At 59.4% G+C, this 24,986-nt stretch carries 18 protein-coding genes, 4 tRNA genes and 4 pseudogenes; 15 read left to right on the top strand and 11 right to left on the bottom strand.

Translation table 11 applies throughout. The annotated features are described in order from the left end of the window. Nucleotides 1-4 precede the first annotated feature (4 nt). The 3 genes and pseudogenes from RHM58_RS33725 to RHM58_RS33715 all read left to right on the top strand — a co-directional run bounded on the left by RHM58_RS33725 (nt 5) and on the right by RHM58_RS33715 (nt 2,599). Nucleotides 5-663, top strand: a pseudogene (locus RHM58_RS33725) (glutathione S-transferase family protein). An 8-nt stretch (nt 664-671) separates the two neighbouring features. Continuing rightward, nucleotides 672-1,478: a DUF4892 domain-containing protein gene (locus RHM58_RS33720; RefSeq protein WP_201205818.1), complete on the top strand. Its 807-nt coding sequence runs from the start codon at nt 672-674 to the stop codon at nt 1,476-1,478. 68 nt (nt 1,479-1,546) lie between these two features. Then, on the top strand, nt 1,547-2,599 hold the full coding sequence (locus tag RHM58_RS33715) for an AI-2E family transporter (protein ID WP_201256108.1): 1,053 nt from the start codon (nt 1,547-1,549) through the stop codon (nt 2,597-2,599). Nucleotides 2,600-2,829: 230 nt separating this feature from the next. On the opposite strand, the gene xopAW is transcribed toward RHM58_RS33715, so the two are convergent. From xopAW to RHM58_RS33700, 3 genes and pseudogenes are all read right to left on the bottom strand, one after another. Then, nucleotides 2,830-3,705 carry a XopAW family type III secretion system calcium-binding effector gene (gene xopAW / locus RHM58_RS33710; RefSeq protein WP_201256107.1) on the bottom strand — a complete coding sequence of 292 codons (876 nt, stop codon included), beginning with the start codon at nt 3,703-3,705 and terminating at the stop codon, nt 2,830-2,832. A 232-nt stretch (nt 3,706-3,937) separates the two neighbouring features. Beyond that, a pseudogene (locus RHM58_RS33705) lies at nt 3,938-4,986 on the bottom strand (sensor histidine kinase). Then, a complete protein-coding gene (locus tag RHM58_RS33700) occupies nt 4,986-5,744 on the bottom strand; it encodes a response regulator (protein WP_322269342.1) in 759 nt (252 codons plus the stop codon). Before RHM58_RS33700 ends, RHM58_RS33705 begins: the two are co-directional and overlap by 1 nt. Before the next feature lie 295 nt (nt 5,745-6,039). Here RHM58_RS33700 and pyrF point away from each other — a divergent pair, with 295 nt between their 5' ends. Next, nucleotides 6,040-6,738: an orotidine-5'-phosphate decarboxylase gene (pyrF, locus tag RHM58_RS33695; RefSeq protein ID WP_201256106.1), complete on the top strand. Its 699-nt coding sequence runs from the start codon at nt 6,040-6,042 to the stop codon at nt 6,736-6,738. Between the two features lie 139 nt (nt 6,739-6,877). Here the strand turns inward: pyrF and RHM58_RS33690 are convergent, their stop codons facing one another. Then, nucleotides 6,878-7,882: an NADP-dependent oxidoreductase gene (locus RHM58_RS33690; protein WP_201205807.1), complete on the bottom strand. Its 1,005-nt coding sequence runs from the start codon at nt 7,880-7,882 to the stop codon at nt 6,878-6,880. 237 nt (nt 7,883-8,119) lie between these two features. Here RHM58_RS33690 and RHM58_RS33685 point away from each other — a divergent pair, with 237 nt between their 5' ends. The 4 genes and pseudogenes from RHM58_RS33685 (at nt 8,120) to RHM58_RS34280 (ending at nt 12,603) form a co-directional block, all read left to right on the top strand. Further along, a complete protein-coding gene (locus RHM58_RS33685; protein WP_201191566.1) occupies nt 8,120-8,881 on the top strand; it encodes an SDR family oxidoreductase in 762 nt (253 codons plus the stop codon). 241 nt (nt 8,882-9,122) lie between these two features. After that, a complete protein-coding gene (locus tag RHM58_RS33680) occupies nt 9,123-10,526 on the top strand; it encodes a PLP-dependent aminotransferase family protein (protein WP_201256105.1) in 1,404 nt (467 codons plus the stop codon). Between the two features lie 108 nt (nt 10,527-10,634). Next, nucleotides 10,635-11,693: pseudogene (locus RHM58_RS34285) on the top strand (methyl-accepting chemotaxis protein); the annotation flags it as partial. 220 nt (nt 11,694-11,913) lie between these two features. Further along, entirely contained in the window at nt 11,914-12,603 is a 690-nt protein-coding gene (locus RHM58_RS34280) for a methyl-accepting chemotaxis protein (RefSeq protein WP_416195291.1), read from the top strand. Between the two features lie 714 nt (nt 12,604-13,317). Here the strand turns inward: RHM58_RS34280 and RHM58_RS33670 are convergent. Further along, nucleotides 13,318-14,075, bottom strand: a pseudogene (locus RHM58_RS33670) (hypothetical protein). Between the two features lie 393 nt (nt 14,076-14,468). On the opposite strand from RHM58_RS33670, the gene RHM58_RS33665 reads away from it, so the two are divergent. The 4 genes from RHM58_RS33665 to RHM58_RS33650 all read left to right on the top strand — a co-directional run bounded on the left by RHM58_RS33665 (nt 14,469) and on the right by RHM58_RS33650 (nt 14,883). Beyond that, nucleotides 14,469-14,544, top strand: a tRNA-Glu gene (locus RHM58_RS33665). Nucleotides 14,545-14,547: 3 nt separating this feature from the next. Beyond that, a tRNA-Gly gene (locus tag RHM58_RS33660) sits at nt 14,548-14,623 on the top strand. A 105-nt stretch (nt 14,624-14,728) separates the two neighbouring features. Continuing rightward, nucleotides 14,729-14,804: transfer RNA gene (locus tag RHM58_RS33655), tRNA-Glu, on the top strand. Nucleotides 14,805-14,807: 3 nt separating this feature from the next. Next, nucleotides 14,808-14,883: transfer RNA gene (locus RHM58_RS33650), tRNA-Gly, on the top strand. Nucleotides 14,884-15,071: 188 nt separating this feature from the next. On the opposite strand, the gene RHM58_RS33645 is transcribed toward RHM58_RS33650, so the two are convergent. The 4 genes from RHM58_RS33645 to RHM58_RS33630 form a co-directional block, all read right to left on the bottom strand. Continuing rightward, nucleotides 15,072-16,811 (bottom strand): dipeptidase, encoded by a 1,740-nt coding sequence (locus RHM58_RS33645; RefSeq protein WP_201205801.1) that lies wholly within the window; start codon nt 16,809-16,811, stop codon nt 15,072-15,074. A 198-nt stretch (nt 16,812-17,009) separates the two neighbouring features. After that, the gene (locus RHM58_RS33640) at nt 17,010-17,648 is read right to left on the bottom strand and encodes a LysE family translocator (protein ID WP_201205799.1); all 639 of its coding nucleotides are present in this window, start codon (nt 17,646-17,648) and stop codon (nt 17,010-17,012) included. Between the two features lies 1 nt (nt 17,649). Continuing rightward, nucleotides 17,650-18,420: a 2OG-Fe(II) oxygenase gene (locus RHM58_RS33635; RefSeq protein ID WP_201205797.1), complete on the bottom strand. Its 771-nt coding sequence runs from the start codon at nt 18,418-18,420 to the stop codon at nt 17,650-17,652. A gap of 91 nt (nt 18,421-18,511) precedes the next feature. Beyond that, nucleotides 18,512-19,138, bottom strand: a complete 627-nt coding sequence (locus RHM58_RS33630; protein ID WP_201205795.1) for an alanyl-tRNA editing protein — start codon at nt 19,136-19,138, stop codon at nt 18,512-18,514. 90 nt (nt 19,139-19,228) lie between these two features. On the opposite strand from RHM58_RS33630, the gene RHM58_RS33625 reads away from it, so the two are divergent. Beyond that, nucleotides 19,229-20,227 carry a LysR family transcriptional regulator gene (locus tag RHM58_RS33625; protein ID WP_201205793.1) on the top strand — a complete coding sequence of 333 codons (999 nt, stop codon included), beginning with the start codon at nt 19,229-19,231 and terminating at the stop codon, nt 20,225-20,227. A gap of 140 nt (nt 20,228-20,367) precedes the next feature. Here RHM58_RS33625 and RHM58_RS33620 read toward each other — a convergent pair whose 3' ends face one another. Together RHM58_RS33620 and RHM58_RS33615 are read right to left on the bottom strand one after the other, a co-directional pair. After that, the gene (locus tag RHM58_RS33620) at nt 20,368-20,775 is read right to left on the bottom strand and encodes a PA2817 family protein (RefSeq protein WP_007905217.1); all 408 of its coding nucleotides are present in this window, start codon (nt 20,773-20,775) and stop codon (nt 20,368-20,370) included. A 74-nt stretch (nt 20,776-20,849) separates the two neighbouring features. Then, a complete protein-coding gene (locus RHM58_RS33615) occupies nt 20,850-23,300 on the bottom strand; it encodes an acyl-CoA dehydrogenase (RefSeq protein WP_201256104.1) in 2,451 nt (816 codons plus the stop codon). Between the two features lie 248 nt (nt 23,301-23,548). Between RHM58_RS33615 and RHM58_RS33610 the strand changes: the two genes are divergently transcribed. Next, nucleotides 23,549-24,208 (top strand): transglutaminase family protein, encoded by a 660-nt coding sequence (locus RHM58_RS33610; RefSeq protein ID WP_322269340.1) that lies wholly within the window; start codon nt 23,549-23,551, stop codon nt 24,206-24,208. Nucleotides 24,209-24,251: 43 nt separating this feature from the next. Continuing rightward, on the top strand, nt 24,252-24,875 hold the full coding sequence (locus RHM58_RS33605) for a glutathione S-transferase family protein (protein WP_322269339.1): 624 nt from the start codon (nt 24,252-24,254) through the stop codon (nt 24,873-24,875). Nucleotides 24,876-24,986: the final 111 nt, after the last annotated feature.

The following is a 24,986-nucleotide window of genomic DNA, read 5'->3' as shown; positions in this document are numbered from 1 at the left end:
AACCATGATAGATCTCTACACCGCTGCGACCCCGAATGGCCACAAGGTCTCTATCGTGCTCGAGGAACTCGGCCTGCCCTATACGGTGCACGCCTTGAGTTTCGACAAAAGGAACAGAAGTCCGCGGACTTCCTCAAGATCAATCCCAATGGCCGGATTCCGGCGATTGTCGACCGCGCCAACGGCGATTTCGCCGTGTTCGAATCCGGCGCTATCCTGATTTACCTCGCTGAACTGAGCGGCCAGCTCATGCCCAAGGACCCCAAGGGGCGCTCGGTGGTGTTGCAGTGGCTGATGTTCCAGATGGGTGGCATCGGCCCGATGCAGGGCCAGGCCAACGTGTTCTTCCGTTATTTTCCGGAAAAACTTCAGGGCGCCATCGACCGCTACCAGCATGAAACCCGGCGCCTGTACGAAGTGATCGACACGCGTTTGCAAACTGTGGAATTTCTGGCCGGCGAGTACAGCATTGCCGACATCGCGACCTTCCCGTGGGTGCGTAGTCACGACTGGTCCGGGGTCGAAGTCGAAGGCTTGCCGGCCTTGCAGCGTTGGCTGGCAGCCATGGAAGCACGCCCGGCGGTACAGCGTGGTTTGTTGGTGCCGGAGTACGTCGATGACGCCAGTATCGTCAAGGGTGCCCAGGCCATGCTGATCCGATGAGCCTGCCCATGCGATCACTCAGTCTGCTGGCGTTGTGTTGTTTCAGCCCTTTATTGTTTGCCGCCGATGTGCCGGGCAGTCAGGACTTGCCCATTGTGCCGCGTCTGGCCGATGCGCAGATCGTCGACTTTCGCCCACCGGTGGATCTTGAGCGGATTTATCCGCTGGGCTCGATCCGCAAGATCAGCGGCCAGTTGCGTTTCGACGGCCAGGTCAGCGCCCGCGGGCAAACCACCTCGGTGACCTACGAGCTACCGCCGGAACATTCCGCCACCGAAGCGTTTACCGTTGCGCGCGAAGCCTTGCAAAAGCAGGGCGCCGAACTGCTGTTCTGGTGCCAGGCCCGCGATTGCGGCGAAAGCAGCCTGTGGGCCAATGAAGTCTTCGGCAACGCCAAGCTGTTTGGCGCCGACGATCAACAGTCTTACTTGTTGCTGCGGCTGGCGGCACCCAAGGACAATTCGCTGGTGGCGCTCTACAGCATCACTCGCGGCAATCGCAAAGCCTACCTGCACGTCGAGCAATTTGAAGCCGCCGCGCCGCTGGGGGATTTGTTGCCAACGTCCGCGACCTTGCTTCGCCAGCTCAAAAGCACCGGTGAGCTCGATTTCCCGAAACTGAGTGCCGATCCCGACGACACCTGGCTGCGTTTGATTTCTCGCGGTTTGAACCTGGACACTACGCTGCGAGTCAGTGTTTCCGGGCCTAAAGCCGAGGCTTGGCGCCAATCGCTGATCGCCCAGGGCGTGCGTGCGGCGCGGATGGAAGCCGGCAACGTCGAAGGTGCTGGGCTGCACATCGAATTGTTGCGATAAGCTGCATCAGGCGAACGCGTCCCGCGCGTTCGCCTACTCTTTGCGAACTGACTTTTTCGAGACCTTACATGCTCAATAACGATCGGCTGTTGGTGCAGATTCTGCTCCTGGTGCTGTTTGGCGCGAGCTTCTGGGTGATGGCGCCGTTCTGGTCGGCATTGTTCTGGGGCGCGGTATTGGCGTTCGCCAGTTGGCCGCTGATGCGTTTACTGACCCGTTGGCTCCATGGCCGTGAATCCCTGGCGGCGGCGTTGCTGACCCTGTGCTGGATGTTGCTGGTGGCGGTGCCGTTGGTGTGGCTGGGGTTCAACCTGGCGGATCACGTGCGCGATGCCACGGTGTTTATCAAGGATGTGCAGGTCGACGGCCTGCCGGAAGCGCCGGCCTGGCTGGGTACACTTCCCTTGGTCGGTGAACGCCTGGTGGGTGTCTGGAACAGCATTGATGAGCAAGGTGCGGCGATGATGCTGGCGGTCAAACCTTATCTGGGGCAGGTCGGCAACTGGTTGCTGGCGCGCAGTGCGCAGATCGGCGGCGGGATTCTCGAACTGACGTTGAGCATTGTCTTCGTGTTCTTTTTCTACCGTGACGGGCCGCGATTGGCGGCGTTTGTCCATGGGTTGCTGGAGCGGTTGATCGGTGACCGCGCCGGGTACTACATCGAACTGGTCGCCGGGACGGTGCAACGGGTGGTCAACGGTGTGATCGGCACCGCGGCGGCCCAGGCGATTCTGGCATTGATCGGCTTCTTGATCGCCGGGGTTCCTGGTGCGTTGGTGCTGGGGATCGTGACGTTCCTGTTGAGCCTGATTCCGATGGGGCCGCCACTGATCTGGATCCCGGCCACGGCTTGGTTGGCGTGGAAGGGCGAGTACGGGCTGGCGGTGTTCCTCGGGATTTGGGGGACGTTCATCATCAGTGGCGTGGACAACGTGCTGAAGCCATACCTGATCAGTCGCGGCGGAAATTTGCCGTTGGTGATTGTGCTGTTGGGTGTGTTTGGCGGGTTGATCGCGTTCGGGTTTATCGGTTTGTTCATCGGCCCGACGTTGTTGGCGGTGGCTTACAGCCTGTTGACCGATTGGAGCAAAAGCCAGGCGCGGGTCGAAGATCGCCGCTGATTTACTTATGCAGGAGCTGCCGAAGGCTGCGATCTTTTGATCTTGAAAAGCCCACTGAACCTGTGAAGGTCAGTGGGCTTTTCTGTGTCTGTGATGGCCTCTTCGCGGGCAAGTCGGATCGCCGCACCGCTCGCTCCTTCAGGTCATGCGTTGTTCGCCTCATCGCGATACAACAAAAACCTGTAGGAGCGAGCGGTGCGGCGATCCGACTTGCCCGCGAAGCTTTTGGCTTAGGTCGCGACGCTCAGGTTCTTGCCCGCGCTCGCTACGTTGTCGAGCGAATACTGCTGGCTCAGGCTGGCGATCATTTTGTCCAGGGCTGCACTGACGTTCGACTGAGCGGTGGAGCTGTCGCTGTTTTTCTCGCGGCCAGCTTGCATGGCGGCTTTGAGTTCATAGTTGCTGACGCCACCGCTGTTGTCGCGGTCAAGAATCTTCATTAATGCGGCGCTTGTGTCGGTGGCGTTCGACGTAGCGGTCGATGAGCTGCTGGTGCTGGCCTGCAACGCGCTGCTCAGTTCGGTGGCGCTGATACTTCCATCGTTGTTGGTGTCGAGCTGGCTGAACAACTGATCGCTGGATGCCTGCTGCGGCGGTGGCGGTGGCGGAGGGCTGAGGGCGGCGGCGAGTTCGTCCTTGCTGACGGTGCCGTCCTGGTTTTTGTCCAGGGCCGAGAAAATTGCGCTGCTGTCGGCGCTGCTGCCGGCATTGGTCAGGCCGTTACTAAGTTCCGCACTGCTGAGGTTGCCGTCGCCGTTGGCATCCAGAGCGCCGAGGATCGCGTCAGCCAGATCAGTGTTAGGCGCTTGATCCTGCGCGGGCGGTGCCGGCGGCGCCATTGCGGCCATTTCTTCACTGCTCAGGCTGCCGCTGCTGTCGCTGTCCAGGCTGGTGAAATTCTTGCTCAGGTCGGCCAACAGGCGACTGTTGGGTTTCTCTGCCTGGGCGGTCTTCAGCTCGTCCTGACTGACCTTACCGTCGCCATTAGTGTCGAGCTTGGTGAACAGCTCTTTCTGGAACTGTGCACGGCGCGCGGCGTTGGCCGACGTGCTGCTGGTGCTCGTGCTGGTATAGCTCGTGTTGCTGCTGCTAACGCTACCGATCATTGGGCTCACTCCTTGGGATGGAAAACCGGTGAGTGCACCGGCTTATGCAGCCTCAAGGGGCAAGTTGTCGTGGGTATGTGGCGTTTGTACCGGTTGGTACACAGTCGTCAGGCTGAAGCAAACCCTGTGGGGGCGGGCTTGCTCGCGAAGAGGGTGTGTCAGTCGATATCCATGTTGACTGATACACCGCTTTCGCGAGCAAGCCCGCTCCCACATTGGATAGGTGTTGGGCTTAGGTGCGGGGCAGGCGAATGACCGCAGTGAGGCCGCCGCCGGGGGTTTCTTCCAGGCTCAGTTGCCCGCCCAGGCGTTCCGCCGCCTCCCGGGCGATGGTCATGCCCAGGCCGACGCCACCGGAGTTGCGGTTACGTGAACCCTCCAGCCGAAAGAATGGCTCGAACACCGCTTCGCGTTTGTCTTCTGCAATCCCTGGCCCGTGGTCGATTACCCGGATCACCAGTTGCCCACGGCTGTCTTCGAGGGTGATCAGTGCTTGCCCGGCATAACGCAGGGCGTTGTCCATCAGGTTGTTTATGCACGAACGCAGGGCCATGGGCTGGACTTGCAGCGGTGCGCAATGACCACTGGCCTGAACATCGGCGCCCTGGTCCTGGGCGTTTTCGCTCAGGGATTCCACCAGTGCCTGCACGTCCATCCACTGGCGGGCCTCGCTGGTGCGCTGTTCGTGGAGGTAGGTGAGGGTGGCGTCAAGCATGCCGATCATGTCGTCCAGATCCTGACGCATCTGGCCTTGTAGCTTGTCGTCTTCGATTTGTTCCAGTCGCAGCTTGAGTCGCGACAGCGGGGTGCGCAGGTCGTGGGACACCGCACCGAGCATCCGAGAGCGCTGCTGCACTTGCTCGATGATGCGTCGCTGCATCTTGTTGAAGGTGTGGGCTGCTTGCCGTGCTTCCCGGGGGCCGGACTCGTCCAGTGGCGGGCTATCGAGGTTCTCGCTCAAGCGTTCGGCCGCATCGCTCAGGCGTTGAATCGGCCGGCTCAGCAGTTTGGCGCCGTACCAGGCCGCGATGACCAGTGAGATCAGCTGAAAGGTCAGCGGCACCAACGGGCCGCCGAACCAGGGCCGTGGTGGCCGTTTCTGGAAGCGCGGGTCCATCGGCGGCTGTTGCCCGTCGAAGTTCTCGGAGAACCCAGGTGGCGGCGGAGGGGAGGCGGGCCGTAATGGTGAAACCAGAAAAATGCCAACAGGTGCGCCAGGATGATCGCGATCAGCAACACACCAAACAGGCGGCCGAACAGCGTATCGAAGCGCGCACGCATCAGCCGATGTCCCTCGCGTCGAACAGGTAACCCTCACCGCGAACGGTCTTGATCAACTGCGGTGCCTTGGGGTCATCCCCGAGTTTCTGGCGCAGGCGCGACACCAGCAGGTCGATGCTGCGATCAAAGGCTTCGATCGAACGACCACGAGCAGCATCCAGCAATTGTTCGCGACTGAGCACCCGGCGCGGACGTTCGATGAACACCCAGAGCAGGCGGAATTCGGCGTTGGACAGTGGCACCACCAGGCCATCGGCGGCGATCAACTGGCGCAAAACGCTGTTCAGGCGCCAGTTGTCGAATCGAATATTCGCACGCTGTTCGGTACGATCGTCGCGCACCCGACGCAGAATGGTCTGAATCCGCGCCACCAGTTCCCGTGGCTCGAACGGCTTGGCCATGTAGTCGTTGGCGCCCAGTTCCAGGCCGATGATCCGGTCGGTGGGTTCGCAGCGCGCGGTGAGCATCAGGATCGGGATGTCCGATTCGGCACGCAGCCAACGGCACAGAGACAAGCCGTCCTCGCCGGGAAGCATCAGGTCGAGCACCACCACGTCAAAATGTTCCGCTTGCAGCGCCAGACGCATGGCTGCGCCATCGGTGACGCCGCTGGCGTGGATATTGAACCGGGCCAGATAGTCGATCATCAATTCGCGGATCGGGACGTCATCGTCGACGATCAGGGCGCGAATGCTCCAGCGTTTGTCGTCGCCGGGCGCTTTTTGATCGTCGTTCACAGGTGCAGGGGTGTTTTGCATGCGTGCGTTCATCTGCCAGGTAGGCTGCCAACCACAAAGATGGGCTGCGAGGTTGTGGCTTCAGCATAGGCGTCCTGCCCGAAGGCGGGAAGTGCTGTAAGGGCGTGTTGCGGCTCCCGAGGGTAGCGATGAAGGATGTTGTGGGCGTGTCGTGAGTGTATCCGGCTGAGACAGCAATTGGCCAAAGGGCTAGTCTTGCTTGAGCTGCGACGACGAATTACCGATCATCGGGTCCCGCAGCGGCGCTGGTTCCGCTACAATGCGCGCCGATTTCGTCCTGCCTGAGAGCCCGCACATGTCCGTCTGCCAGACTCCTATCATCGTCGCCCTGGATTTCCCCACCCGTGACGCCGCACTGAAGCTGGCCGACCAGTTGGACCCTAAATTGTGCCGGGTCAAAGTCGGTAAAGAGTTGTTCACCAGCTGCGCCTCGGAAATCGTCGGCACCTTGCGCGACAAGGGTTTCGAAGTGTTCCTTGACCTCAAGTTCCACGACATTCCGAACACCACCGCGATGGCGGTCAAGGCTGCGGCGGAAATGGGCGTGTGGATGGTCAACGTGCACTGCTCCGGCGGCTTGCGCATGATGGCAGCCTGCCGTGAAGTGCTCGACCAGCGTACCGGCCCCAAGCCGTTGTTGATCGGCGTGACCGTGCTGACCAGCATGGAACGTGAGGATCTGGCGGCTATTGGCCTGGATATCGAGCCGCAGGAGCAGGTGCTGCGTCTGGCCGCGTTGGCGGAAAAAGCCGGGATGGACGGTCTGGTGTGCTCGGCCCTGGAGGCCCAGGCCCTGAAGGCGGCCCACCCGTCGCTGCAACTGGTCACCCCGGGGATTCGTCCGGCGGGCAGCGCCCAGGACGATCAACGCCGCATCCTGACCCCACGTCAGGCGCTGGATGCTGGTTCCGACTATCTGGTGATCGGCCGTCCGATCAGCCAGGCGGCGGATCCGGCGAAGGCGTTGGCGGCGGTTGTAGCCGAAATCGCCTGACCAAACGCTGAAGATCAAAATGTGGGAGCGAGCTTGCTCGCGATGAGGGCATGTCAGTCGACATCAATGTTGTCTGACACACCGCTATCGCGAGCAAGCTCGCTCCCACATTGGTTTTGTGGTGCTTTGAAATATCGGGTTAAACCTTCAGAACCAACTTCCCGAAATTCTCCCCGCTGAACAACTTCATCAGCGTCTCGGGGAACGTCTCCAGTCCTTCCACAATGTCTTCCCGGCTCTGCAACTGCCCCTTGGCCATCCAGCCGGCCATTTCGTGTCCGGCGGCGGTGAATTGCGCGGCGTAGTCCATCACTACAAAACCTTCCATCCGTGCGCGATTGACCAGCAGCGACAGGTAGTTGGCCGGGCCCTTGACCGCTTCCTTGTTGTTGTATTGGCTGATGGCGCCGCAAATCACCACTCGCGCTTTCATTGCCAGGCGACTCAGTACAGCATCGAGAATATCGCCGCCGACGTTATCGAAATACACATCCACGCCCTTCGGACATTCGCGCTTGAGCCCGGCGACCACGTCTTCGTTCTTGTAGTCGATGACCCCGTCAAAACCCAGTTCATCAATCAGGAACTTGCACTTGTCGGCGCCGCCCGCAATGCCGATGACGCGGCAGCCCTTGATCTTGGCGATCTGCCCGGCAATGCTCCCCACCGCGCCTGCCGCGCCCGACAGCACTACGGTGTCGCCGGCCTTCGGTACGCCGACGTTGAGCAGAGCGAAGTAGGCGGTCATGCCGGTCATGCCCAACGCCGACAGGTAGCGCGGCAGTGGCGCCAGTTTCGGATCAACCTTGTAGAAGCCTCGCGGCTCGCCGAGGAAGTAATCCTGAACGCCCAGGGCGCCGTTAACGTAGTCGCCCACCGCAAAGCCCGGGCTGTTCGACGCAATCACTTTGCCTACACCCAATGCGCGCATTACTTCACCCAGGCCGACCGGCGGGATGTAGGACTTGCCCTCGTTCATCCAGCCACGCATGGCCGGGTCCAGGGACAGGTATTCGTTCTTGACCAGGATCTGACCCGTGGCCGGTTCGCCGACCGGTACTTCTTGATAGGTGAAGGTTTCGCGGGTCGCCGGGCCTACCGGGCGTTTGGCGAGCAGGAACTGGCGATTGGTCTGGGTAGTCATGACAGGCACTCAAGATGAATGAAGCTTTGTTGATAGACCTTCATGGCTGATGCCGCAAGGTTGGCTGATGCGGCGAATGCAGGTCGATCCAGTGCAGTGATAGTCGGGCGGTCGCTTCTATCACTGCGATTCATGGGCGCTCAACCGGCCTTCTGATAGTGCTGCCGCGCGGCAGGCCCCTGTGGCTAGACTGCAAGCACGCAATCGCGCCGCATTCTTCTCTTCGAGGACATAACAATGAGCATGACGTTTTCCGGCCAGGTAGCCGTTGTGACCGGTGCCGCCAACGGTATTGGCCGCGCCACCGCCCAGGCCTTTGCGGCTGAAGGGTTGAAGGTCGTGGTTGCCGATCTGGACACGGCGGGCGGCGAAGGCACGGTAGCGCTGATTCGCACGGCGGGCGGCGAAGCGACCTTCGTGCGCTGCAACGTCACCGTGGAAAGCGAGGTAAAACATCTGATGGACGAAGTGGTGAATACCTACGGCCGTCTCGACTATGCCTTCAACAACGCCGGTATCGAGATCGAAAAAGGCAAGCTGGCCGACGGCACGATCGATGAGTTCGACGCGATCATGGGCGTCAACGTCAAAGGCGTCTGGTTGTGCATGAAGTATCAGTTGCCGTTGCTGCTGGCCCAGGGCGGCGGGGCGATCGTCAACACTGCGTCGGTAGCCGGCCTGGGTGCTGCGCCGAAGATGAGCATTTACGCCGCCTCCAAGCACGCGGTGATCGGCCTGACCAAATCGGCCGCCATTGAATATGCAAAGAAAAAGATCCGCGTAAACGCAGTGTGCCCGGCGGTGATCGACACCGACATGTTCCGTCGCGCCTATGAGGCTGACCCGAAGAAGGGTGAGTTCGCCAATGCCATGCACCCGGTAGGTCGCATCGGCAAGGTCGAGGAAATCGCCAGCGCGGTGCTGTATCTGTGCAGTGACGGCGCGGCCTTCACTACCGGGCATTCGCTGGCCGTGGATGGTGGCGTCACTGCATTCTGAATGTTGCTAACGCGAACCGTGTGGGAGCGGGCTTGCTCGCGAAGGCGGCTTGGCATTCAACACTTCTGTTGACTGTTATACCGCCTTCGCGAGCAAGCCCGCTCCCACAGGTTCCGTGAAGACCCCGGACAATGTGTTTCAAATGGTTAGAACCGGCGGTTTTGGCGGTGTTGTCGCACAGCCGAACGAGTGTTCCTGTGATTAACTGCTGTCAGCAAAATGGACAGGAGTTGGCTTGCTCATGGAATTGAGAATTGATCGACAGGCAATGGTGCCCGTCGTACAGCAAATCGTCGACGGACTCGCGGGCTGGATCCGTCAAAGCGAAGTGCCGCCCGCGACTCGCTTGCCTTCTGTGCGACACATCGCGCGGATCAATTTGCTCAGTCAATCCAGTGTCGTTGAAGCCTGTGAGCGCCTCGTCGCCCAAGGGGTCCTGGCCTCGCGTCATGGTTCGGGGTTCTTTGTCGCCGCATCAGCACCGGTGGTGCCGGATGCGTGGGATCTTCCCAGGTTCGAAGGCGCGGAGGCGATGCAAACGGATTTCAGCAACAGTCTGTCGGGTGAGCTGATGCTGGGGTGTGGCGGGCTGCCCGAAAGCTGGCGCGAAACCGACGACCTCAGTTACGCGATCCGTCAGGTGGCCCGTACCGACATGGCCGGTCTGTTCAACTACAGCACGCCACTGGGCTTGCTTGCGCTGCGTCAGCAGATCCTCAAGCGCTTGAAGCCGCTCAATATCGAGGTGGACGACAGTTGTGTCCTGACCACGGTCGGCGCCAGCCAAGGGCTCGACCTGATTGTGCGGACCTTGCTCAGGCCGGGGGACTGCGTGGTGGTGGAAAACCCCGGTTTTTCTCATCTGTTCGATTTGCTCCGGCTGCACGGGGTCAGCATGCTCGAGGTGCCCCGCACGCCGCGTGGGCCCGACACGCAAGCGCTCGAGCGGTTGTTGATCAAACACAATCCTCGAGCCTTGTTCATCAATAGCTACCACCACAACCCCACCGGCAGTTGCGTGACGCCGGCAGTGGCGCAGCGGGTTCTGCAACTGTGCAAAACCCATGGCGTGCTGGTGATCGAAGATGATGTCTATGCGGATTTGCACCATGGTCCGGGCACACGCCTCGCCGCGCTGGATGACGACGCCCGGGTGATCTACGTCGGCAGCTTTTCCAAGACCCTCAGCAGCTCATTGCGGGTGGGGTTTGTGGTGGCGGGTGCCGGGCTCATTTCACGGCTGGCCGAGGTCAAGATGATCAGCAGCATGGGCGGCTCGCGGTTTTGCGAGTCGGTGCTGGCCGGGTTGTTGGCCTCAGGTGCCTATCGCAAATTGGTACAACGCCTGCGTCAGCGTCTGAGCATGGACCGGGTTGCGGCGTTGCAGTTGCTCGAAGATGCCGAGTGGGAAGTCTTCGGCAAGCCTGCCGGAGGCTTGTTCATCTGGGCGCGACCGCCGATGTCCGACTACGCTCAGCTGCGCGTGCAGGCGCGGCGTTTCGGTGTGCTGCTGTCTTCTCCTACGGCATTCAGCCCGACCGGTGAAGCCAATGACTGGCAACGGATCAATGTCGCCAGTGCCTGCGATCCGCGTGCCCGGCGGTTTTTTCAGGCCACCGCTGTGGATCGACCTAAAACGTTCTGAAAACGACGTAGGCGTAGCTTTTTGCCATTATTCCGACGCCAGAGACTTGTGTTGACACAGGCCCGTTGCGAATCTCCATCTACAGACTTTGGCAGGGGACTACGAGCAATGATTTCGGCCGTGCAAGGACGTTTTGCCAACCTCGGTATGGCAAAAAAACTGGGTGTCGGGTTTGTCCTGGTGCTGTTGTTGACAGCCTTGGTGGCAGCCATTGGCGTATGGTCCCTGCGAACCATCAGTCAGCGTTTCGACGGGCTCAAGCAGATGTCATCGCTTAACAGCGGCTTGCTCAAGGTGCGTTTGCTAGAGCAGGAGTACGCCTTGCACGGCAACCCGAAAACCGCCGATGCGCTGCATCAGGGGGTTGATGCGCTGATTGCCCTGGCGACTCAGTTGAAGGCGCAGTCGGCGCTCAACGTGCCGGTCATGAACGATGTCGAGCAGTCGCTTGGTGCCTATCGCAAGGCCTTCGACGAATTTGTCTCATTGACCCAGGCCAAGGACCTGGCCCTGGAAATGGCCAGTTGGTCGGTGTCCAGCGTGGCCAATAACCTCGATGTATTGCAGGCCGGCCTCGCAGACGATGGCGCCTATGCCTTGAAGGAGTCCGAGGGCAAGGATGGTTCGCAGTTCATTGAGCAGGCCAATCAGGTCAGCCAAGTGTCACGGTTGATGTTGCAGGCCATGAATGAGGCCCGTGTGCGCCTCGACCAGAGCCGCAAGGGTGACGACGACAGCGCCGGCAAGGGCAAGATCGAGCAGGCCGACCAGGCACTGGCTCAGGCCGAGCAGCTGAAAACCACGGTCAAGGACGAGGGTTACCAGACTGTCCTCAATGAAGTGACCGGTCATATCGCCAGTTTCAGTGACAAACTCACCGAGTACACCGGCCTCCTGGCCCAGGAAAAAACCGTCTATGAGCAACTGCACCAGCGCGCCGCTCAAGTGGTGGAGCGGGTGGATCAGGCCTACGTGGCTGAAGACGGGGCGATGCAGGCCGAGCTGAAAAAGAACTCGTTGTTGATCATTGGCTCCTCGGCGCTGGCGCTGCTGGTCGGGCTGATCGCGGCGTGGGTGATTACCCGGTTGATTGTGGCGCCGCTGCGCAGTGTGATTCGTGTCGCTCAGCAGATTGCCTCGGGTGATTTGAGTGCGACGGTTGAAGTAACCCGCCGCGACGAAATCGGTCAGTTGATGCAGGCCATGCAACAGATGGGCGCAGGCCTGAGCAGTATCGTCAGTGGTTTGCAGGCCGGCATCGAACAGTTGGCCAGTTCCGCGCAATCGCTGTCAGCGGTGACCGAGCAGACCAACCTGGAAGTCAGCAGCCAGAAAGAAGAAACCGAGCAAGTCGCCACGGCAATGAATCAGATGACCGCCACGGTGCATGACGTCGCCCGTAACGCGGAGGAAGCCGCCGACGGCGGCGCAGACCGCGGACGACAAGGTCGAGAGTGGTCAGCAGGTCGTACGCCAGAGCATGGCGCGGATCGAGCAACTGGCGGATTCGGCGACTTCGGCCAGTTCCAGTATCGAGAGCCTGAGTGCGGAGATCCAGAACATCGGCACGGTGCTCAGCGTGATCAAAAGCGTGGCCGAGCAGACCAACCTGTTGGCCCTCAACGCGGCCATCGAGGCAGCCCGGGCGGGTGAGCAGGGCAGGGGCTTTGCGGTGGTGGCCGACGAAGTACGGGCGCTGGCCAAGCGTACTCAGCAATCGACTGAGGAGATCGAGCGGTTGGTGAGTGCCTTGCGTTCGGCGGCGCAGTCGTCGGTACGGCAGATTCAGAACAGTGGTGAGTTGGTTAAGTTGGCGGTCAGTGATGCGCTGCAGACTGAGAGTGCGTTGGGGAGTATTGCGGCGGCGGTGTCGTTGATTCAGCAGATGAACCAGCAGATTGCGGCGGCGGCCGAGGAGCAGAGTTCGGTGGCTGAGGAGATTAATCGCAGTGTGACGAGTATTCGTGCGAGTGCGGATCAGTCTTCGTTGGCGATGCGGGGGAATGCGGCGTCCAGTATTGAGTTGGCGCAGTTGGGGGTTGAGCTTAAGGGGATGGTCGGGCATTTTCGACTTTGACGCGTTGACTTGGCGGCCTTAGGGCCGACCAGGTTCTTGTTGGTTGAGTACATATCCTTTGTTGCGGTAACGGCTTCTTATGGTTCCGCTCTTACAGCGGGTCACTTTTGGCAAACGCCCCAAAAGTAACCAAAAGGTCTCGCCCCGGCGTCCGGCCCCTCGCTTAGGCTCGGCGTGCCTTCGTTTCGGTATTCATCTGGGGGCATTGCCTACGGTCGGCTTCGCTTCGACCTCCTCTCGATGTGTTCGACTTCGTCGAACGGCGCTACGCGCCCACCCCCCAGATGAACACCTCCACTCAGCCTCCCGAAGGGGCGGGTAGAGCAAGATCAAGAGCAGGCGAGCTAACGCTCGGCCTAATGAGTGGTGAGGAGCGGGTGGGTGTACGCCGCTCTGCTTTTGATTCTGCTTTTGTAGGAGCGAGGCTTGTCCGCGAAGGCTGCCTGACAGCCGACCCATATCTTTCGGATGCACTCGGTCCAATTGTGGGAGCTGGCTTGCCTGCGAAGGCGGCCTGACAGCCGACCAATCTCCCTCGGATGTACTCACCCCCATTGTAGGAGTTGAGCTTGCTCGCGAAGGCGCACTGAAGGCCTATCAATCTATTGTTAGTGCAATGGTTTCTGTGGGCGCTGAAGGCTGCAATCCTTTGATCTTCCCCCATCAAATCCAAGGCAAAAAAAGCCACCTCTCGGTGGCTCTTTTTTCTTCCAATCAGTCGTAAATCACTTTCTTCTTCCAGTCGGCATCGGCCTCGACGTCTTTGAGGCCTTCGGTCAATTGGTTGACCTCGCCTTCTGCCGGGGCAGTTTTGTCCATGACTTGGGCGTTGGCGCGAGCCAGGAGTTTTTCCAGGTATTCGAGTTGTTCGGCGTATATCTGCGGTTCTTGTTGCTTGCGCAGGTATTGCACGCCGCGTTCGAACGCCAGGCGAGCCTGGCCAGGCTGGTTCTGTTGCAGGGAGTGTTGGCCGAGGTTGTTGAAGAACTCGATGTGCAGCAGCACCAGGATGTGGCGCACTTCGCGGATCCAGCGCTTGGCTTCATTGGTCGGCAAGAAGCCGTCCTGAGCAGCGCGGGTGATCTGGCCATGCAAGGCTTCGAGCAGGAAGCGCACGTCCTTGGCCTTGGCCTCGGTCTGGATCGGTGCCGGGGGTTGTTCACCGGGATCGATTCGCCTTGGGCAACCAGGGTGTTCAGCTCGGCGATTCGTGCCTTGACCGATGCACTGGTTTTCTCAAGGTTCAGCAGGCGCTGGCAGACGTTCAGCTCCAGACGGGTCAGCAGCAGCTTGAGCGCTGGTGTCATCAACTGACCGGGGAAGGTCTCGGTGATTTCGCCACAGCGACGCAAACGGTCGTTGAGTTCAACCTTGGTACGGGCCTTTTCCAGCTTATTGTTTTCCACCACATGGTTCATGTAGCCAATGGCGATCAATAGTGCGATCCCGGCTATGACTAGCAGGGTGATCATGAGTGGTGTCACCGGTAAGACCTCTTTATAGGGTTCGCGTGCGAGTGTAGTGGCTTGGCATGGGGGCGCATAGGGCCGCTCGACGAGTTGAATCGGCCACGACTCTACTTATATCGGCCGCAAGGCTGCTTATATAAGTAATAGCGCGCGAGGTGCACATTGCCATCATTTGTTGCGTGGGTGGACTATAGCGCCTTGGCGGGTGCCAGAATATAGGCGTCAAACGCCGGACGACGGAAAACCCGGATTCGCCTCCCAAAGCGGGGCGAAGTCATTGATTTAAATAAATTTATATCAGGGGGTTGACGACCCCTCAATCCATCCATAGAATGCGCGCCACTTACAGCGTAAAGCACACAGCGAAACGCGGTAGGTAGTGAATGTTGTACGTGTGTCCCCTTCGTCTAGTGGCCTAGGACACCGCCCTTTCACGGCGGTAACAGGGGTTCGAGTCCCCTAGGGGACGCCATATGCGGGAATAGCTCAGTTGGTAGAGCACGACCTTGCCAAGGTCGGGGTCGCGAGTTCGAGTCTCGTTTCCCGCTCCAATTTTAAACAGCGTTGCTTTCGGGCAAAGCTGAGTGAAACCAGAACCGATATCTTCGGATACGGATTTGGGCACTGGAATACACACCATGTGTTTCAGTTAGCGTGTCCCCTTCGTCTAGTGGCCTAGGACACCGCCCTTTCACGGCGGTAACAGGGGTTCGAGTCCCCTAGGGGACGCCATTTGCGGGAATAGCTCAGTTGGTAGAGCACGACCTTGCCAAGGTCGGGGTCGCGAGTTCGAGTCTCGTTTCCCGCTCCATATTTAACAAAAACGCCGCTCAGTGATGAGCGGCGTTTTTGTTTGCGCATTTTTTTGTGGGAGTGAGCCTGCTCGCGATTACGGTCTGTCAGTTGGCGCACTTTTCGACTGATACACCGCAATCGCGAGCAGGCTCGCTCCCACATTTTTGCGTAGGGCCCGCCAATAGAGCGGGCCCGACTAGCGAATCAGAGCTTCGGCAACTGCCCGATACGCCCCATCATCTCGGTCACGATCTGCAGGTCCAGCAGGAACTGGTCGACAGTCTTGAACTCGTTGTCAGTGTGCCCGGTGTACTTGACCTCTGGCCGGGCCAGGCCGAACTGCACGCCATTGGGCAGCTCATGGACCGAAGTGGCGCCAGCGGAGCTGCCAAACTTGTGTTCCATGCCGAGGTTTTCAGTGGACACGGCCAGCAGGGCTTTGACCCATTCGCCCTCAGGGTTGCGGTACATAGGCTCAGCGATCGAGTAGTTGAAGGTTGCTGCAACGTGGGACTTCTTGCTCCAGGCGCCAATCTTTTCAGCAATTTTCGTCTTGAGCGCTTCCGGGGACTCGCCCTTCGGCACGCGCAGATTGACCGCGAGCTTGAAGGCTTTCTTATCCATCCCGACATAGGTCAGGGACGTGGTCAGCGGCCCCATGAAGGCATCGGAAAAACCAACGCCCAATTTGCCACCCAGATAGTCCAGGCCCCAGTTATCGGCGGCGTAACGGGCGGCGTCAGTGATGTGGTTGTGCTTGAGCGCAACCTTGCCGTCGAGGCTGTTGATGAAGTCCAGCATCCTGGCTACCGGGTTGACGCCTGATTCGGGCTCGGAGGAGTGGGCGGAGACGCCGGTGACCGTCAGTTTGACGTCCTTGCCGTCGACCTTGGCGCTCACTTCGAAGTTGCCGCCATTGCGCTTGGCATAGTCAGTCCCGGCCGTCTGCAGGCTGGCAGCCAATTCGGCGGGTTTGTCAGTCACCAGGGTGGCGACCGAAGCCGACGGAATCTGGTTAGTGGCCAGGCCGCCCGTCATCGAGATGATTTCGGCGCCTTTGCCCTCTGCCTTGCGCTTGGCAAAGCTCGCCATGACGGTGCCGTAGCCTTTCTCGGCAATCACTACCGGATAGCCGCCATCCAGCGCCAGGTTGTAGTTGGGTATCGGGTTGTGTTCGAAGTAATAGGGGATGGCGTCGCCGGTGGTTTCCTCGGTGGTGTCGACCAGCAGCTTGAAATTCCTCGCCAGTGGCAGCTTCTCTTCCTTGATGATCTTCATGGCGTAGAGCGCTACGACGATGCCGTTCTTGTCATCCTCGGTGCCCCGGCCGTACATGCGGTCGCCGATCAGGGTGATCTTGAATGGATCGAGTTTGGTGCCATCTTTCAGGACCCAGTTCTCCGGCGTCACGGGCACCACATCGGCATGCGCGTGAATGCCCACGACTTCATCGCCACTGCCTTCCAGGGAGATTTCATAGACACGGTTGTCGATGTTGCGAAAGTTCAGGTTGAAGGCCTGGGCAAGGCCCTTGATCTTGTCGGCGATCTTGATGAATTGCGGGTTGTCATGCTGGGCAACACCTTCCACTTGGAAGGTCGGGATTTCCACCAGTTCGCGCAGAGTCTCGGTGGCAGCGGCGCCATACTTCACTCGTGCATAGAGGCCAAGCAGGCGATATATCTCGTTCTGCTGATCTGGGGAAAGTGTCTTGTTGTCGAGGAAAGCACTGATTGCCGGGCCGAGGTCGTCGGTTTTGGCAAGATCGCTCTTGGCCAGGCTTCCCAGGAACTGCCTGAAGTCTGTCACCGAGGCGTCACTGAAAGTCTTGAGAATGGTCGCGCTCTGTTGCGGGGTGATGCTGGCGTGCGCAAGTGTGGTAAACGACGAAAGGCTGGCCAGCATCAATGTAGTTGCGGCCAGTTGTTTGAGAGAAAAATCCATTGCTGGGGGCATTCCTTTGCAGGCGGTTTGTGAGAAATGTCTGATCGATAGGTCAGAAACATTTTTTAAACTAACACCATGAGGGAGCGATAGGGGAGCCCTCGAAGTGGGATCTGTCGCACAGAAACGCAAAAGCGACGCACAAACGAAAAAGGCCCGCCAGTCAGACTGAGCGGGCCTTTTGCATGAGCGCGAGGTTTACATCGATAAAATCAGGCGCCCGGCGAACAGGATCAGAATCACTCCCATGGTGCGTTCGAACCAATGCCCCATGCGCATAAACAGCAGTCGCACTCGAGCGCTGGAAAAGAACAGCGCAACGATCACAAACCACAATGCGTTCACGAAGCACATCCAAAGGCCATACAAAGCCTGGATCTTTAGCGGCGTCGTGGCGCTGATGATGGTGGTGAAGATCGCCAGGAAAAACAGCGTGGCTTTCGGGTTGGTCGCGTTGGTCAGGAAGCCGGTGGTGAATGCCTTCAACAGTGTTTGCTCGACCACTGGTTCGTCTGCCGCCTTGTCACCTTCCAGCGCGGTTTTCGGTTTGCTGCGCAACAGACTGACGCCGAGATACAGAATGTAGGCGCCGCCCACGACCTTGGCCACTGTCAGCAACCAGGGCGTGGTGTGCATCAGCGCGCCAACGCCCAGCAGGGTGTAAAGCACATGCACGGAAATCCCCGCACCGATGCCCAGTGCGGTGCAGATACCCACCAGTCGACCAAAGCGCACGCTCTGGCGAATGGTCACGGCGAAGTCCGGTCCGGGTGCGACCACGGCCAGGAAGTGGATGGTCGCCAGCGCCAGAAACTCGCCCAGGTAATTCGAAAGCATCTCAACTCCAAAAGGTAAGGGGTGAAGCATTGCCGCGGTAGCCGACAAAGAACGAAAGGCTCAATCGCGGGTCTGCCACACCCGGGGTCACCGAGTGCATGCAGCGCGAATTGAACATGATGAAATCGCCCGGGTCGGGGCGAATCTCCAGGGTTGGAGGTCCAAGCAGGGTCGGCTCGATGCCGTAACTGTCGCCACGCATTTCGTCGAACTGGTCGGGGGTAATGTCGTGGTCCCACATCTGCAACGCGCCGCCCTCGGTGGGCATGTTCAGGTACACGTTGCAGGCAAATTGCGCCTCCAGGCTTTTGGCCTGGAAACTGTCCGGGGCGTCCTTGGCGAAAATGTCGTGATGGGCGAGAAAGCACACCCCGGGCTTCACCACTCGGGACAGCCCGACATACATTTTGCGACCGTAGAGGTTCTCCAGGTGCGCGCCTGCTGGCCAGGACTCATCAAGCATGCAACGCAGGGTGTCGACCGGGGACGAGTAGGGCGCGCATCGGTTGCGCAGTTCCTCGATGTTGCTGGTGGCGCGCTCGAAATAGTCTTCGATCAGCAGTGGCTGGTTTTCCGCTTCGTAAAACGCCATGCCGATGCGACCGATGCTCGGCGCATTGATATAGCCTTCAAAGCCCGGTGCAAGAATCTTGTCGCCAATCTGCACCGCCAGCGGCTGAGGCAAAAAGCCTTTGACGCGGATGGCGAGGACTTCTTCATTGGCCAGTTTTTTTATGCACGTCTCATCGAGACGCTCGACGTCAAGCATCATGGTTTAGGTCCATCTATCGAGTAGTCAACGGAGCCCGCGAATGCAGGCGCCCCCGCGTCAGGCGATGACGGTGTCGACATCGCCAAAATGCTCAATCCACGTGGTAGTGGACGGACAACGTGCCCTTTTTCTGAGAAAGGGAGTCGATCGAGACTGTGCCCAAATCCTTCAGGCTACGTACATGGGTGCCGCCACAGCCGTAGGCCGGAAGTTCACCGAAACCGATTTCCCGGGCGCCTTCGCGCAGTGAAGTCAGGCGTGGCAGGTCATGGGCGATCCACTGTTCGATGCCGCTCTGAACGATCTGCGCATCAACCTCTTGTGCCGAGTCTGCCGGTTTGAACTGCACACGGCCTTCGTTGGGCCAGTGATGCGCCTTGGTCGGCATCCAGCCCAGCGCCTGAACGAAGTGGCCAATCAGGTGGCCGGCCGAATGCATGCGGGTATTGAATTGGCGGCGTTGCTCGTCGACCCGTATCTGAGTCATGCCGAGTTTTACCGGGTGGTCGACGTAATGGATGATCCGGTCCGGATCCTGGACCACCCGTAGCACCTGGCTTTCACCAATCCAGCCGGTATCAAAGGGCTGTCCACCGCCCTGGGGGTGAAACAGTGTGGCGCGCAAAACGACCGCGAATTCATTCTCGTGGGGCGTGCAATCCAGGACTTCCACATTAGCTTTGAGGTCATCACTATGGAAAAAGAGGCGAAGCGTCATATTCCATGCCCTTATTAAAGTTTCTATTTTTATTATATGAAGCGTGGAATTGCGTGATAATCCGTTCAAACATCAAAGGACTGTTGCGCTGTGAGCATAAATCTACCGCTACCGCTGTTGGGTGAAATGGCGATTTTCGTCAAGGTTGTCGAAACCGGCAGCTTCTCCGAAGCGGCACGTCAGTTGGGCTCGTCACCTTCGGCAGTCAGTCGCAGTATTTCGCGTCTGGAAAAAGCCCTGGCCACCCGGTTGCTGCAGCGCACCACACGCAAGCTGCGGCTGAGCGACGGTGGCGAAGAGGTGTTCAAGCGTTGCCAGGAGATGGTCAGCGCAGCCAAGTCAGTGATGGAAATCAGCGGCCAGTTCACCCATGAGGCTGAAGGCCTGGTGCGGGTCAGCGTGCCCAAAGCAGTGGGGCGATTTGTGATTCACCCGCATATGCCGGAATTTCTGCGCCGATATCCCAAAGTGGATGTGGAGTTGTTGCTCGAAGACCGGCAGGTGGACTTGATCGATGACCATGTCGATCTGGCGATCCGTATTACTGATCGGCCGCCCGCAGGACTGGTAGGGCGGCAGTTGCTGACCATTGACCACTTGCTCTGTGCGACGCCGCAGTACCTGGCCGAGCACGGCACGCCGATGCATCCCCACGACTTGCTCAATCACAGCTGCATCTACCTGGGCGAAACCCCGAGCGATGCGCGCTGGAAATTCAAGAAAGGCACTAAAGCCGTGACCGTCGGTGTGCGCGGGCGATACGCCGCCAATCACACTGGCGTGCGTTTGGGCGCGGTGTTGCAGCACATCGGCATTGGCAGCCTTCCGTACTTCACCGCCCGTTATGCGTTGGAGCAGGGGTTGATTGTGCAAGTGCTGCCGGACTGGACCTTTCTGGCCTCCTACCATGGCGGTGCCTGGTTGTTGCACTCACCGACCCGCTATCTGCCGCCCAAGCTTCGGGTGTTTATCGATTATCTGGTGGAGTGCCTGGAGAAGGAGCCAACATTGAGTAAGCCGGGTAAGCCCGGTGCGTTGGGTAAGGTGGCGGCGGAGTATGAGTTACCCGAGCGTGATGGGTTGCTCTGAAGTCAAGATCAAAAGATCGCAGCCTTCGGCAGCGCCCACAGGCGCAAGGAGCTGCCGAAGGCTGCGATCTTGTGATCTTCAAAACACAAAAAAAGCCCGCATGTTCAACCATGCGGGCCTTTTGTATTACTGATCCGGGATCAGTGCTTGCTGTCCTGGTTCGACATCGCCAGCAGTTGTTTTTCCTGGTTCCAGTCGAACGGTTCATCGTTCTGTTCGGCTTCGAAACGACGCTCTTCCAGCGCCTGATACAAGTCGATTTCATCATCGGGCATGTAATGCAGGCAGTCACCAGCGAAGTACCACAGCAGGTCGCGCGGCACCAGATGAGCGATTTGCGGGTAGCGGGTGATCACCTGGCACAGGATGTCCTGGCCCAGGTATTGGCTTTCGATCGGATCGACCGGCAGCAACGCACGCAATTCGTCGAAGCGCTCCAGGAACAAGGCATGGCTTTCTTCGGGAACCTGTTCGGCCTCACCTACGGCGACCAGGATGCTGCGCAAGTGGTCAAGCAAGACGAGATGGTCGGCAACGACATTGGACACGAGATAAGTCCTCAAGAGCAAAACGGGCGCAGGAGTATAAAGCTCCTGCGCCCATTTTTACATCGATGGCTGGATCAGCGGACCTTTCCTTCGGCCAGCGCCAACTCCTCTTTGTCGAAATCATCGACGTCGATCACCTTGCGCCGCGCCACTTCGGCGTCACGCAGGGTCTGCGCTTCACCCGGCTGCAACACCCCGGCTTCCAGCGCGGCATCGATGGCGTGCTCCCCGGCCGCCGGTTTGACTTGGCCACTTTTTAGCGCCACATGCAGCTTTTTCTGCAACGGTTGCGCTGCATTCAGCAGGTTGCAGGCGTGTTGCAGAGCACCAACGGCATCCTCGGCCGATTGCGGACGGTAGCAACCGCCGAGCAATTCTTCGAGGGTCGGATCGCCCTTGGCCCGACCAATCACTGCAGCCACTTCGGCGCCGAGTTTGTCCGACGGGCCTTTGTGACGACGACCGAACGGGAACACGATCACCCGTAGCAGGCAACCCAGCACCTTATTCGGGAAGTTAGTCAGCAGTTCATCCAATGCCCGTTCCGACTGCCCGAGGCTTTCTTCCATCGCCCAGTTAAACAACGGTGCCATGTGCTCCGGCGAATCGAGGTCGTGATAACGCTTGAGCGCGGCCGAGGCCAGGTACATGTTGCTGAGCACATCCCCCAAACGGGCCGATAGGCGTTCGCGACGTTTCAATTCACCGCCCAGCAGCATCATGCTGAGGTCGGCGAGCATGGCGAACGCGGCAGCCTGACGGTTCAGCGCGCGGAAGTAACCCTGGCTGAGTGTGTTACCCGGTGAATGTTCGAAGTGACCAAAACCAAGGTTCAGCACTAGTGTGCTGGCGGCGTTACTCACCGCGAAACCGATGTGCTTGAGCAGCAGGCCATCGAACTCGGTGAGTGCCTGGTCCTTGTCTTCACGACCGGCCAGCGCCATTTCCTTGAGTACAAACGGATGGCAGCGAATCGCGCCCTGGCCGAAGATCATCAGGTTGCGCGAGAGAATGTTCGCGCCTTCCACGGTGATGAAGATTGGCGCGCCATTCCAGCTGCGGCCCAGATAGTTGTTCGGCCCCATGATGATCGCCTTGCCGCCATGCACATCCATGGCGTGGCTGATGCACTCGCGGCCGCGTTCGGTCAGGTGGTACTTGAGAATCGCCGACAGTACCGACGGTTTTTCGCCAAGATCCACTGCATTCGCGGTCAGCATCCGGGCGGCGTCCATCATCCAGGCGTTGCCGCCGATGCGGGCCATGGCTTCCTGAATCCCTTCGAACGCCGACAGCGGTACGTTGAACTGCTCGCGGACCTGAGCGTACTGGCCGGTGACCAGACTGGTGAACTTCGCCGCGCCAGTACCGACCGCCGGCAGGGAAATCGAACGCCCCACCGACAGGCAGTTCATCAGCATCATCCAGCCTTTGCCGAGCATTTCCTGGCCGCCAATGAGGAAGTCCAGTGGAATGAACACGTCCTTGCCAGAGTTCGGGCCGTTCATGAACGCGGCGCCGAGCGGCAGGTGACGGCGACCGATTTCAACCCCGGCGGTGTCGGTCGGGATCAGCGCAAGGCTGATGCCCAAATCTTCTTTCTCGCCCAGTAAATGATCCGGGTCGTAGGCCTTGAAGGCCAGGCCGAGCAGGGTGGCCACCGGGCCCAGCGTGATGTAACGCTTTTCCCAGTTCAGGCGCAGGCCAAGGGTTTCCTGGCCTTCCCATTCGCCCTTGCAGATCACCCCGGTGTCGGGCATCGCGCCAGCATCGGAACCGGCTAGAGGCCCGGTCAAGGCGAAGCACGGAATGTCATCGCCGCGGGCCAACCGTGGCAGGTAATGGTTGCGTTGTTCGTCGGTGCCGTAATGCAGCAACAGTTCGGCCGGGCCAAGGGAGTTGGGGACCATCACAGTGGACGCGAGGTCGCCGCTGCGGGTCGCGAGTTTCATCGCCACCTGGGAGTGGGCGTAGGCGGAGAAGCCTTTGCCACCGAATTCCTTGGGGATGATCAGCGCGAAGAAGCCGTGTTCCTTGATGTGGGTCCAGGCTTCGGCTGGCAGGTCCATGTGCTGGCCAATCTGCCAGTCGGTGACCATTGCGCAGAGTTCTTCGGTCGGGCCGTCGATGAAGGCCTGTTCCTCTTCGCTCAGTTGCGCTTTTGGATAGGACAGCAGCTTGTTCCAGTCAGGACGGCCGCTGAACAGTTCGCCGTCCCACCAGACCGTGCCGGCATCGATCGCATCGCGTTCGGTTTGCGACATCGGCGGCAGGGTTTTCTGGAACCAGCTGAACAGCGGCGCGCTGAAGAATTTGCGGCGTAGGTCAGGTAGCAACAGTGGCGCCGCGACCGCCGCGATCAACACCCAGAGAATCAGCAGCAGCCAGCCTGGTGCGTGGTGGCTGAAGGCACCCATCGCCACCACATAGACAGCCACGATACCCAAAGCAGGTAACGGGGCGATGCGGCGGTGGGCCAAATAGGCAATTCCGACGATCAGAACCAGTATCCACAACAACAGCATATTTAATCCTCCGTGAAGCCAAGGCAAAACCAACCTTCAGAGCTTAGACGGCATCCGCAAAACAGGTGGTCAGAGCAAGGTGATTGAAATCGTGGGAAACCTTAGATGGGTTTTGTAAGACCTGTGGGCAACAGGCGTGGGAAATCGTTCGTGGAGCAAGCGGCAAAGCGCCCATGTTTGGCCGAATCGTCGTTATCTCTGTGCTGAAGGTGTCGATAGACTCGAGATTCCCCCAGGAGATCATCCTCATGCACGAGTACCTGAGTCCCGGCCGCTTCATCGATAGTGACCATCCTTCGGTGGTGGAGTTCGCGGAAAAACATCGCGGCGTCAGTCGTGATCCTCGCGAGCAAGCGATCAATCTGTATTACGTCGTGCGCGAGGCGGTGCGCTACAACCCCTACACCTTCAGCCGCGACCCAGACACCTTGCGCGGCAGTTATGCGTTGGCGACGGGCGAAAGTTATTGCGTGCCCAAGGCTACGCTGCTGGCCGGGTGCGCCCGGCATTGCGGCATCCCGGCAAGGATCGGTCTGGCGGACGTGCGTAATCACCTGTCGACCCCGCGCCTGCTCGAACTGCTCGAGAGCGATGTGTTCGCCATGCACGGCTACACCGAGCTGTACTTGAACGAGCGCTGGGTCAAAGCCACGCCCGCGTTCAATCAAGGCTTGTGCGAAGTGTTCAATGTCGCGCCGCTGGAATTTGACGGGATCAACGACAGCGTTTTCCATCCGTTCAACCGCGATGGCGCGAAGCTGATGGAGTACGTGGTGGACCATGGCCAGTTCTCCGACGTGCCCGAAGCGTTCTTTTTCGAGCATTTGCAAAAGAGCTATCCGCACCTGTTCGGCGAGCAACTGCCATCGCTGTTGGGCGATATGCAGAGCGATTTGAGTCGCGCCTGATCCGGCGTATGCTGCCTGCGCATTCATCCATAAAGAGGCGGTCATGCTGAAGATCTGGGGTCGGAAAAATTCGTCGAATGTCAGAAAGCCGCTATGGGCCGCCGAGGAACTGGGCCTGGCTTATGAAGCCATCGATGCCGGCGGCGCTTTCGGTGTGGTGGATACGCCTGAGTACCGCGCGATGAATCCCAATGGCCGCGTGCCGGTGATCCAGGACGACGGTTTCGTACTGTGGGAATCCAACGCCATCGTGCGTTATCTGCTGGCTCGTCATGCTGGTAACACCGCTTGGTATCCGGAAAATCTGCAGGCCCGCGCCACCGCCGACAAATGGATGGACTGGACCACTTCAAGCTTTGCCGGCCCGTTCCGTACTGTGTTCTGGGGCGTGTTGCGCACCCCGAAAGATCAGCAGGACTGGTCGGCCATCAACGCGGCGATCAAGGAATGCGAAGGCTTGCTGTCGATGGCCGATCAGGCGTTGTCAGACAAACCGTACCTGTCCGGCGATGAGGTCGGTATGGGCGACATTCCCTTGGGCAGTTTCATTTATGCCTGGTTCGAGATGCCGATCGAGCGCGCGCCGCAGCCCCATCTAGAGGCCTGGTATGCGCGACTGAAACAGCGCCCGGCGTATCAGAAAGCCGTCATGACCGCGTTGACTTAATACTCACTATCGACACACTTGACTGTACTTGTGTGGCGGCGACAAGCACCATTGCGTTCGTGCGCCGTGGTTGTATAAGTCGCCGCCCGCCCTTATTTATTCCTTTCTTCC

The sequence above is a fragment of the Pseudomonas sp. 10S4 genome, assembly GCF_034344865.1.
Classification (GTDB): domain Bacteria; phylum Pseudomonadota; class Gammaproteobacteria; order Pseudomonadales; family Pseudomonadaceae; genus Aquipseudomonas.
The sequence above is the reverse complement of the archived record's forward strand: the minus strand, read 5'-3'. Positions and strand labels throughout refer to the sequence as shown.

Coding starts and splice junctions, on each gene's coding strand:
- RHM58_RS33700 (WP_322269342.1), bottom strand. CDS start 5,744: ATGCAAAACACCCCTGCACCTGTGAACGACGATCAAAAAGCGCCCGGC.
- RHM58_RS33610 (WP_322269340.1), top strand. CDS start 23,549: ATGCACGAGTACCTGAGTCCCGGCCGCTTCATCGATAGTGACCATCCT.
- RHM58_RS33685 (WP_201191566.1), top strand. CDS start 8,120: ATGAGCATGACGTTTTCCGGCCAGGTAGCCGTTGTGACCGGTGCCGCC.
- RHM58_RS33630 (WP_201205795.1), bottom strand. CDS start 19,138: ATGACGCTTCGCCTCTTTTTCCATAGTGATGACCTCAAAGCTAATGTG.
- RHM58_RS33635 (WP_201205797.1), bottom strand. CDS start 18,420: ATGATGCTTGACGTCGAGCGTCTCGATGAGACGTGCATAAAAAAACTG.
- RHM58_RS33715 (WP_201256108.1), top strand. CDS start 1,547: ATGCTCAATAACGATCGGCTGTTGGTGCAGATTCTGCTCCTGGTGCTG.
- RHM58_RS33645 (WP_201205801.1), bottom strand. CDS start 16,811: ATGGATTTTTCTCTCAAACAACTGGCCGCAACTACATTGATGCTGGCC.
- pyrF (WP_201256106.1), top strand. CDS start 6,040: ATGTCCGTCTGCCAGACTCCTATCATCGTCGCCCTGGATTTCCCCACC.
- RHM58_RS33640 (WP_201205799.1), bottom strand. CDS start 17,648: ATGCTTTCGAATTACCTGGGCGAGTTTCTGGCGCTGGCGACCATCCAC.
- xopAW (WP_201256107.1), bottom strand. CDS start 3,705: ATGATCGGTAGCGTTAGCAGCAGCAACACGAGCTATACCAGCACGAGC.
- RHM58_RS34280 (WP_416195291.1), top strand. CDS start 11,914: ATGACGTCGCCCGTAACGCGGAGGAAGCCGCCGACGGCGGCGCAGACC.
- RHM58_RS33680 (WP_201256105.1), top strand. CDS start 9,123: ATGGAATTGAGAATTGATCGACAGGCAATGGTGCCCGTCGTACAGCAA.
- RHM58_RS33720 (WP_201205818.1), top strand. CDS start 672: ATGCGATCACTCAGTCTGCTGGCGTTGTGTTGTTTCAGCCCTTTATTG.
- RHM58_RS33615 (WP_201256104.1), bottom strand. CDS start 23,300: ATGCTGTTGTTGTGGATACTGGTTCTGATCGTCGGAATTGCCTATTTG.
- RHM58_RS33690 (WP_201205807.1), bottom strand. CDS start 7,882: ATGACTACCCAGACCAATCGCCAGTTCCTGCTCGCCAAACGCCCGGTA.
- RHM58_RS33605 (WP_322269339.1), top strand. CDS start 24,252: ATGCTGAAGATCTGGGGTCGGAAAAATTCGTCGAATGTCAGAAAGCCG.